8 protein-coding genes are annotated in these 9,708 nt (G+C 57.3%); 2 read left to right on the top strand and 6 right to left on the bottom strand.

All coding sequences use genetic code 11. The features are described 5' to 3' along the window. Nucleotides 1-60: 60 nt before the first annotated feature. From ccsB to N879_RS08520, 3 genes are all read right to left on the bottom strand, one after another. Nucleotides 61-1,419, bottom strand: coding sequence for a c-type cytochrome biogenesis protein CcsB (gene ccsB / locus N879_RS08530; RefSeq protein ID WP_009459951.1), 1,359 nt, complete (start codon nucleotides 1,417-1,419; stop codon nucleotides 61-63). A 15-nt stretch (nucleotides 1,420-1,434) separates the two neighbouring features. Then, nucleotides 1,435-3,477, bottom strand: coding sequence for a cytochrome c biogenesis protein ResB (locus N879_RS08525; protein ID WP_009459953.1), 2,043 nt, complete (start codon nucleotides 3,475-3,477; stop codon nucleotides 1,435-1,437). Nucleotides 3,478-3,703: 226 nt separating this feature from the next. After that, nucleotides 3,704-4,408: a c-type cytochrome gene (locus N879_RS08520; protein ID WP_031232587.1), complete on the bottom strand. Its 705-nt coding sequence runs from the start codon at nucleotides 4,406-4,408 to the stop codon at nucleotides 3,704-3,706. 157 nt (nucleotides 4,409-4,565) lie between these two features. Here N879_RS08520 and yihA point away from each other — a divergent pair, with 157 nt between their 5' ends. Both yihA and hemB read left to right on the top strand, forming a co-directional pair. Then, complete coding sequence (gene yihA, locus N879_RS08515; RefSeq protein ID WP_009459957.1) at nucleotides 4,566-5,189, top strand: ribosome biogenesis GTP-binding protein YihA/YsxC; 624 nt, start codon at nucleotides 4,566-4,568, stop codon at nucleotides 5,187-5,189. Continuing rightward, complete coding sequence (hemB, locus tag N879_RS08510; RefSeq protein ID WP_022983335.1) at nucleotides 5,186-6,205, top strand: porphobilinogen synthase; 1,020 nt, start codon at nucleotides 5,186-5,188, stop codon at nucleotides 6,203-6,205. Before yihA ends, hemB begins: the two co-directional genes overlap by 4 nt. Before the next feature lie 118 nt (nucleotides 6,206-6,323). Here the strand turns inward: hemB and dsbD are convergent, their stop codons facing one another. The 3 genes from dsbD to N879_RS08495 are packed head-to-tail and all read right to left on the bottom strand — an operon-like array spanning nucleotide 6,324 to nucleotide 9,694. Continuing rightward, the gene (gene dsbD, locus N879_RS08505) at nucleotides 6,324-8,249 is read right to left on the bottom strand and encodes a protein-disulfide reductase DsbD (RefSeq protein ID WP_009459963.1); all 1,926 of its coding nucleotides are present in this window, start codon (nucleotides 8,247-8,249) and stop codon (nucleotides 6,324-6,326) included. A gap of 37 nt (nucleotides 8,250-8,286) precedes the next feature. Beyond that, on the bottom strand, nucleotides 8,287-8,673 hold the full coding sequence (cutA, locus tag N879_RS08500) for a divalent-cation tolerance protein CutA (RefSeq protein ID WP_009459966.1): 387 nt from the start codon (nucleotides 8,671-8,673) through the stop codon (nucleotides 8,287-8,289). Nucleotides 8,674-8,719: 46 nt separating this feature from the next. Next, the gene (locus tag N879_RS08495; RefSeq protein WP_009459968.1) at nucleotides 8,720-9,694 is read right to left on the bottom strand and encodes an AraC family transcriptional regulator; all 975 of its coding nucleotides are present in this window, start codon (nucleotides 9,692-9,694) and stop codon (nucleotides 8,720-8,722) included. Between the last annotated feature and the right edge of the window lie 14 nt (nucleotides 9,695-9,708).

Here is a 9,708-nt window from a genome sequence, read left to right as displayed (position 1 = left end):
CCCAATTCTACAACCGCCATTCCGAAGCCCAAACACAAGCACCCCAGAACAGCAAAAACCTTACAGCTCCCCGTAGGAATGCAGCCCCGACAAGAACATATTCACGCCCAGGAACGCAAAGCTGGTAATCAGCAGCCCACCCAGCGCCCAATATGCCGCCATCGTGCCACGCAGCCCTTTAAGCAAGCGCAAGTGCAACCAAGCCGCATAGTTCAGCCACACAATCAAAGCCCAAGTCTCTTTCGGGTCCCACTGCCAGTAAGTGCCCCAAGCATCAGCGGCCCACAAGGCCCCCAACACCGTTGCCACCGTAAAGAAGGCAAAACCCACCGCAATCGCCCGGTACATGATGTCATCAAGCACCTCCAGCGAAGGCAGTTTGCGCGAAATCGGACCACGGAAATACAGAATCGTACCCACGATCACACTACCGATACCGAAATACAGCATCCAGGTAGGCGACAACTCGCGCGAACCAAAAATCATGGGCTCGGCACACAGAATCGCACCCAGCAAAAACACCGGAATCAGCTTGGCACGCGAACGCGTCTCGCCATTTTCCTTAACCAGATACGCAAAACCCACCATGGCCGCCAACGAGAACGTACCGTAACCAATAAAGTTGGCCGGCACGTGCAACTTCATCCACCAGCTTTTCAGCGCAGGCACCAAAGGCTGAATCTGATGCGCATCACGCGTGAAGGAATACCACAGCAGGAAAATAACCAGCGAACTGATCGCCAACAGCACAAAGCCACCCAAGGCTCGCGTGTTGTAACGACGCTCGTAATACATGTAGAACAAGGCCGTAATCAGCGCCAGCAGCACAAACACTTCATACAAATTGCTGACCGGAATATGACCGATGTCCGGACCCAACAAGTGACCTTCGCGCCAGCGTACCAGCAAACCTGTCATCCCGGCATAGATCGCCGCCCAGGTCAGCCCCGACCCCATCCAGGCCGCCGTATTGCTGAAAAAACCAGCCCAGTACATCACCGTAGCCAGAATGAACAGCGCGCACATCCACAAAATGGCGGACTGGGAAGAGAACAAATACTTCAGCAGAAAAACCGAATCGGCCTTTTCAATATCGCCGGTGCCCAAACCATCACCCGTGCTGTACAGCCAGACCGCCAGCAAAGCCGTCAAACCAGACAACACCAGCAGCGTGCGCAGCGGACGCCACAACCACCCCAGCCAGGCCACAAACGGCACGAAAGCCACCAGAATGATCTTTTCGTAGTAATCCATGCTGGTGCTGTACACATTGAGCGCATACGCCGCACCCAAAGCCAGTGCCACCAGAAACAGCACATCCGTCCAGTCCGGACGGCCACGGATACCGCGCCGGTCACCACTGGAAGCGATATTGTCTTGCCACATCGAAGGAGTGGCCGAAGAAAGGGTCTGCGCCATAGTAGCTACACCTTGTCAGACAGATAGCCGGTTGAACGCCGCTTTAAGGCGATCAAACTCGAGGTTAAAGTCCAAGTTGCGACGTTGAGATGTCATGGCAGCCATGACACTGCTGCCTTGGTTGTGAGGGCGAATCCAGACCCACACACGGCGATCCCGGATATAGAACATCGAGAACACGCCAATAATCAGAAACAAGCAACCCAAGTACACAATGTACATGCCTGGGCTGCGCGCCACCTGGAATACGCTGGCTTGAACTTGCTCAAAGCTGTCCAAGGTCAACATAACCGGTGCCGGGTAATCAGGCAGGTTGGCAAACGCCAGTACAGCAGACTGAATCCAGCGATTGGCATCGCTATTTTCCTGACTGTAATCCAACTCCGGCAAACCTTGTTGCTGCCTGATCAAGTCACGCAATTCCGACAGTGTGAACTGAATCATGGGAATTGCAAAACCCAGAATACGCTCGCGCTCGGCCTCGGGGACACGGCTGATCAAGCCATCAAAACCGGCACGCACAAACGTCTGCAAAGCAGTTCTGGACGCGGAGAGCATCAGCTCTTTTTGCTCGGGCGACGAAGAGTTACGCTCGGCAAAGCGCTCGGCCGCCTGGGTCACCAGGGCCTCGTTCTGCGTGGCCGCACGCAAATCCATGAATTCTTTCAAGGAACCCTTGTCGTCAGCCGGGAAACGCACATAGCGGAACGGCTCGGCGGGCGAAAAGCGCATACCGGCCAGAAACACCAGGGTGCCATCCAGCTCCACCGGCAGCATGTAGTTCACAAACTCGCGGGACTGGCCCTGATCGTCGATCAAGCGATAGTTCACGCTGGGGCCGACGTTCTTCAGATGCTGATCTTTCTTGTTGGCAGCGCTACCAGTAACAGCGGCCACGTGCTCAATCATGGCCTTGGGCTGAGGATCACCCTCACTCAGGTTTTCCACGTTGATGGGGCGCAGCTCGGTCAACTGAACCGTCAAAGCGTGTTCGTTGGGGCTTTCCTGGGCCGCAATGCCTACGGTTTCGCCCACTTTGCCATTTAGCGCAAAGGTCTTGGAACCAGGGCCTACCAAGGGATAGCCCTTCAGGCTGAGGATACTGCCGCCATCGTCAAAACCGGACTGGTAAACCGTGACCCCCTTGTAGCGCAGCGGCTCGTTCACCTCGATGGTGCGCTCGAACGTATCGCCCGTGACGGGATCGGTAACTTCCACTTCACTCTTGAAGCTGCTGGGCATGCCGGTTGAGTAGTACTCCACCAGGAAACGCTTGAGTTCCAGGGCAAAAGGCAAAGGCTGAATAAGGACGCCTTCACCGGAATTGACCACGGCAGTAGCCGTACGGGCTCCCTCTGGCACCAGCATATTGGCGCGGAAGCTGGGATTGCCCAAGCCCAGTCGACCCGACTCGGGCACCTGGGAAATCAGCATGTTTTCAGTAATGGGCTGTTTACCACCCAGCCACACCTGCAGGCGCACGGGCAATTCGCTGTCGAGCAGGCCGCCCACACAGATCACCACAATCGCCAAGTGGGCAAAAATGTAACCCAGCTTGTTGGCGCTGCCCTTCTTGGCTGCCATCATCATGCTGCCGTCGTCATCCTGACGCACGCGCACGGCGTAACCCTGGGACTGCAACCAGCCTTGCACCTGCTCGCGATTATGTTCGGGAGCACCGGCGCTTTCCAGTTCAACACGGTGGGGAAAGGCTTTCAGACTGCCGCCGCGCACATGCTCTTTGAACGTGCGCATTTCACGGATCATCTTGGGGGCATTACGAATGACGCACAGCGTGGTCGAGACCACCAGAAACGTCATGATGACCATGAACCAGCCACTGTTGTAGATGGACCAGATCGAAAAATGGTCGAAAAATTCAAACCAGTACGGCCCGAATTGATCGATATACGTATTGGCGGGCTGATTTTGCGCCAGAACAGTGCCGATCAGACTAGCTACGCAAATGAACATCAGCAAGCTGATGGCAAAGCGCATCGAACCGAGCAATTCCAGAAAATCGGCCGCAAAGCGACGTACGGGGGATACTTTTTTCACAAAGGCTAGCTTAGGAGGTGGGGGGTTTCACCGGAAACATCCAGACTTTGAACGCAGAACGCGCACAAAGTTCGATCGCTGGACAAAACACCAACACGAGACCCGGCCCAAATCGGCACTGCCCGTTGTTAAGGCTCCCAAACTGCCATGACTATCAGGAAGCTGGGGCCAAAAAGCGAATGTCAGGCTTCAGACAGTCAGGGGGCCAATGGCCCCCTTGGGCTGATTAACGCAGGCCAGCTGCGAAATCTGACACGGCTGCAATGTCGGCGTCCGACATGCGATCCGCGATGTCATGCATCATCGGGCCATTGGCACGGTCGCCGCTGCGGAACAATTTGAGCTGTTCGGCAATGTAGCCAGGGTGCTGGCCAGCCAGACGGGGGAACTGACCGGGCATACCAGCGCCATCAGGCGAGTGGCAAGCGGCACAGGCCGCAACACCGCGCTCGGGCAAACCGCCGCGCCAGATCTTCTGGCCACGTTCCATGGTGTCTTCTTTGGTAGCGTTAGCTGCCTGATCCCAGTTCACGGGCTGTTGGGACAGGAAGAAAGCCACGTTTTGCATGTCTTCTTCGGTCATGCCGGCAGCAATGGCGGTCATCAGGCTGTTGGCGCCTTCAGGGCCGCGACGGGAAGGCACAGACTTCTCGTCCTTGGCACGGAAATCGTGCAGCTGCTTGACCAGGTACTCGTACGGCTGGTGAGCCAGCGACGGGTTGACCGGAATAATACTGTTGCCGCCATCCCCGTGACAGGTCACACAGGCCAGCACGCCACGCGACATCTCACCTTGCAGGTAGAGCTGCTCGCCTTTGGCGGCATCTGGCTTGGGCAGACCAGCTGCATTGGCCACGTTAGCGGTAAAAACCACAGAGCAAGCCATCGTCAGGCTGCTTGCGATAACGACTCGGGAAAGCGCACGCTTCATTTGGACCTCGATAATCGCGAATCAATCGGGGTGCCGCATGCGCCCCGCAAAAGCCACCGTAAGCCGCTGGTCAGTACCCAGTGGACTACGACATTACTGTTTCAAATCGAGAGATTATACAATAGGCGCTGAACCAATATGGAATTACGCTGCAACCATGTCGATACTGCACCGCGCTCACTTCACGATTTCAGCTGCTCAGATCGATCAGCTGCCTCCTCCCGGACCGCCAGAGGTCTGTTTTGTGGGGCGCTCCAATGCGGGCAAATCCTCCGCCATCAATGTGTTGGCCAACCAACGGAAACTGGCTTTTTCCAGTAAAACGCCGGGACGAACACGCCTGATCAATATGTTCGGTATCCCCGACCCGCTCTCGCCGGGCGACTTTCTGGGCCACCTGGTGGACTTGCCCGGCTACGGCTACGCCGCCGTGGCGCGCCACGAAAAGCAGGACTGGGCCGAAATTCTGGGCGAGTACCTGGTCTCCCGCCCCTCGATTGCCGGCATTGTGTTGCTAATCGACATCCGACGCGGCGTGACCGACCTGGATATGCGTCTGGCCGACTGGATTGCACCTACCGGCAAGCCCGTACTGGCTCTTTTGACCAAGGCCGACAAACTGCCGTATGGTCAACGCATCAAGGCGGTGGCCGAAGTGCGCCGCCAACTCCGGGAAATTGGCGCCCTGCATGCGCTGCCCTTCTCCTCCACTGATCGTATCGGCTTGCCCGAAGCGACCGAATGCATCGAAAACTGGATTTCTCCGAAGGTTGTTCCATGACTCGTTTTATTCCTCCTGCCGACTTTCCAAACACTCGCCTGCGCCGTAACCGCCGCGACGAGTTTTCCCGCCGTCTGGTGCGTGAAAACCGCCTGTCCACAGACGACCTGATCTACCCGGTCTTTGTGCGTGAAGGCGAGAGAGTTCAGGAGCAAGTGGGCTCCATGCCCGGCGTCATGCGCTATTCGCCTGATGAACTGATGCGCGTGGCCGAACAGTGTCTGGAGCTGGGCATCCCCGTGTTGTCCCTGTTCCCGTCCATCGACCCGTCCCTGAAAACGCCGGATGGCAGCGAAGCCGCCAACCCGAACGGCCTGATTCCGCGCGTGGTGGGCATGCTCAAGCAGCAATTCCCCGAGCTGGGCGTGCTGACTGACGTGGCTCTGGACCCCTACACCAGCCATGGCCAGGACGGCATTCTGGACGAAGCCGGTCACATCCTGAACGAAGAGACGGTCGCCATGCTGATCCGCCAGGCCCAGACGCAAGCCCAGGCTGGCGTGGACATTGTGGCCCCCAGCGACATGATGGACGGCCGCATCGGCTCCATCCGCGCTGCTCTGGACAAGGACCAGTTCATCCACACCCGCATCATGGCTTACTCGGCCAAGTACGCCAGCGCCTTCTACGGCCCCTTCCGCGACGCGGTGGGCTCGGCTGCCAATCTGGGCCGTTCCAACAAGAACACCTACCAGATGGACCCCGCCAACCGTAACGAAGCCCTGCGCGAAGTGGCCGCCGATATCCGCGAAGGTGCCGATATGGTCATGGTCAAACCTGGCCTGCCTTACCTGGACATCCTGCGCGACGTAAAAGACGCCTTTGGCATGCCAACCTACGCCTACCAAGTCAGTGGCGAGTACGCGATGATCAAGGCTGCCGCCCAGAACGGCTGGCTGGATCACGACAAGGTAATGATGGAGTCTCTGCTGGCATTCAAGCGCGCTGGTGGCGACGGCATTCTGACCTATTTCGCCATCGAAGCCGCCAAGCTGATGCGCGAACAGAACTGCTGATTCACATCAATCAGAACGCAAAAAACGCAGCCTGTGAGCTGCGTTTTTTGTTGTGTGTACGCGACGATCTGTCGTCTGTTAAGCCCTGATAAGCCCTATTCGGGGCAAATCAGGAACTTCAGGCACCGGCCAGAACCTCATCCAGCACCTTGGAAAAGCGACTGGCATCCTGAAAACCGATCACGCGCAATTGTTCCAGCTGTTTGCCCTTGGAATCGAAAAACATGATGCCGGGAGGGCCAAACAGGCGGAAATGTTTCAGCAACTCCCTGTCCTCGGGAGTGTTGGCTGTCACATCCACCTGCAGCAAATCAAACTGTGCCATACGCTGTGCAACCGCAGGATCACTGAACGTGAAATTCTCCATTTCAATGCAGGACACACACCAGTCTGCGTAGAAATCCAGCATGACGGGGCGGGTGGTCTTGGCCAGACGTTCTTCCAGCTCCTGCAAGGTGAGTACGCGCTGGAACTCCACTTTGCCTTGAGCGGCTGCCACCGTACCGGACGATTTCAGCCCTTCCAGTGGACGAATCACGCTAGGACGACCCAGGGCAATACTGATCATCATCATGATGGCCCAGACCGCCAGCATCATGCCTACGCCCTGGCGCAAACCCGACCAAGGTGTGCGCGCTGCCGTACCGCGCCCAAATGCACCCAACAAGGCCGCGGCCCACAAAGCCAAAACGACCCAGCCAAAGACCGCGATCGTGCCAGACATCAAGGGCGATACCATCCACCAGGCCGTAGCCAACAGCAAGACACCAAATGCGGTTTTGACACTTTCCATCCAGGCACCGGCCTTGGGCAACACACTGCCAGAACCCGCGCCCACAATCAGCAGCAACACGCCCGACCCCCAGGCCAAGGCGAACAGAGCCGAGCCGCCCAGGACCACATCACCCGTCTGCGAAATAAACAGCAGCACACCCGCCAAAGGCGCTGCTACGCAAGGGCCGACGATCAGCGCAGACAGCATGCCCATCAGGAACACGCCACCCATCTGCCCACCCGGCAAACGGTTCATGGTTTCATTCAGGCGATTTTGCAGCGCTGCCGGGGCCTGCACCGTAAATACATCCAGCATGGACAAGGCCAGCACCACCAGGATCAGGGCAAACAAGCCCAAGACCCACGGATTCTGCAACCAGCTTGCCAAGCCTGCGCCCAGCAAACCTGCCGCCACACCCAGCAAGGTGTAGACCAGAGACAAGCCCAGCACAAAGGCAAAAGCCATTTTCAAACCATGCCAGCGCGATGGCGCAGGCTGACTACGGCCCGCAATGATGGACAGCAGAATCGGCACCATCGGCAAGACGCAGGGTGTAAAGGACAGCAGCAAGCCGAACACAAAGCTCAGCAGCACAATCTGCCCCCAACCTGCTTGCTTGAGGTAATCCGCCAAGCCCACATCACTCAGGCTCAAGGCCGACGCGACACCACCTGTGCTGGCAGATGTAGCCGTAGACGTCGTGGCTGCGGTGTCTGCTTTCTGATCCGAGCCTTCACCCGGCGCAGGCACCGACACCACACCAAAGGGGCCTGCCACTTCCCAGCCCTGTCCGGTGGGGATCAGGGTCAAGGTTTGCGTAGAGGGGGAATAGCACAGGCCAGCATCGGCACAACCCTGGCTGACTACATCAATTTTCAGATCCTGGCCCGTACCGCTATCGGCCAGAACAGGCACTCGCAGAGTGACCGAGTTGCGGTAGACCTCCATGACTTCGTCAAAGGTAGGGTCGTACACCTTTTCGCCATCGGGAAGCTGGGGAGTACCCAAATGCTCGGCCTTCTCGGTCGATATCCCGAAGCGCTTGCGATACATATAGTATTCAGGCGCAATCTGGAAATGGATATCCAGCTGATCGGGCTGGCTCATGGCCGCGGTCAGTACAAAAGCCTGTTCCGGGTCCAGAAACTCTTCTTCTGCCTGCGCCGTCAATGGCGTTGCCAGCCAGGCCAGCATCAGGACAAAGAAAACAGCAAACCACGCGCCAAGACGCTGGGCAGAAAACGGAGAACGCTTCAAAGACAAAGGCACAAATCTATTCCGGTTTTTTAGGCTGGGCTATCTGAGATCACGCTGGACGCGTCTGGGTGCGGACCCAATCCAGATAAGCGGTGAAACCACCAACAACCGGAAGCACAATCAATTCAGGCAGTTCGTAAGGATGCTGCTCTCGCAAGCGATCTGCCAGTTCCGGTAGCCGGGCCACTGTGGTTTTGAAAGTCAGCGTGATTTCCTCATCACCCTGTAACTCCCCTTGCCACATGTACATAGACAAACTGGCGGGCGCAAGGTTCGCACAAGCGGCAATTCCATCTTCAACCAGGTGATGAGCCAGGTACTTGGCCAGCATCATATCGGGCACCGTCGTCTGCACCAGCACCAATTGCTGTGCATCCAGATCGGGCAAGGTCAAGGCCAGTTTGGGTTTGGAACTGGAGGAATTCTCAGAGGACATGCAGGGCTCCTAATCAAGCCCTTAGTGTAGCGCCGGATGCCGGCGCTTAGATGCTGGACCGAGGTCGAGTCAGGCCGCTTAATGTTTCAGAGGGGCGCTCGCCATAGCGATGTCGATAGTCAGCAGAGAACTGTCCCAAGTGGGCAAAGCCACAGGCCAGGGCCACTTCGGTGACTGACATGCCACCTTCCTGCAAATATCGGCGGGCCGCTTCCAGACGCATCTGCTTTAGACGCGCCATCGGTGCGACACCCAAATGTTCCCGGAACCCCGCATACAGACTGCGCACACTAACACCTGCCGCTTGGGCTATATCGCCAATCGTGATGGGCTGGCCGGTCTGACTTTCCATGAAATCCAGGGCACGTCGCAAAACATGCGGCAAGGCTGCCGCGGTCTTATGGGCGGGCTGATTGTGCTGGTGCAGCTCGAACAAGGCATAAATCAGGGTCTGCTCGAATTGGCGTACCTGACGGGGCTGATCAAACAAAGTGCCGTCCGACACTTCGGCAAACTGCCAATCCAGCAAGCGGCGCAAACTGGCCCCGCCAGGCGCATCCAAAGGAATGGAAGGCTGAAACTCCAAGGGGCCGCGTACAGGCTGCGCAAAATACTCCTGATAGTGGCGCTCCAGCCCTTGGCGTCCAATACGCACAAACAGCTTATCGGCCTCCAGACTATGTTCCATGCTGAAGTCTTGAGTCGGGCTGATGATGGAAGCCAGGCGAGAGGTAGACGCGAAACGTCCGTGCGCCGTATGAATCTGCTCTTGTCCCGACAGAGGAATTTGCAAGAGATAGAAGTCGTCCAGTGGCTGGGGCTGAATCTGCACCTGCGCGCCATAGCGCAAACGACCATAGGCCACATCCTGGCCTTGGCGTAGATACAAGCGTGCATTCAGACGCTGACGAGTATCCGCCAGGGTCAGACTATGCGGGCAGAAAACCTGGGAGATATAGTGCTGAACGCAGTCCACATCCTGCGAATGCAGCTGGGCATAGCGATTCAGTATGGTGGTCATGAGCGTCGCAACAG

The sequence above is a fragment of the Alcaligenes sp. EGD-AK7 genome (genome assembly GCF_000465875.3).
GTDB classification, from domain to species: Bacteria; Pseudomonadota; Gammaproteobacteria; order Burkholderiales; family Burkholderiaceae_B; genus Alcaligenes; species Alcaligenes phenolicus.
The sequence above is the reverse complement of the archived record's forward strand: the minus strand, read 5'-3'. Positions and strand labels throughout refer to the sequence as shown.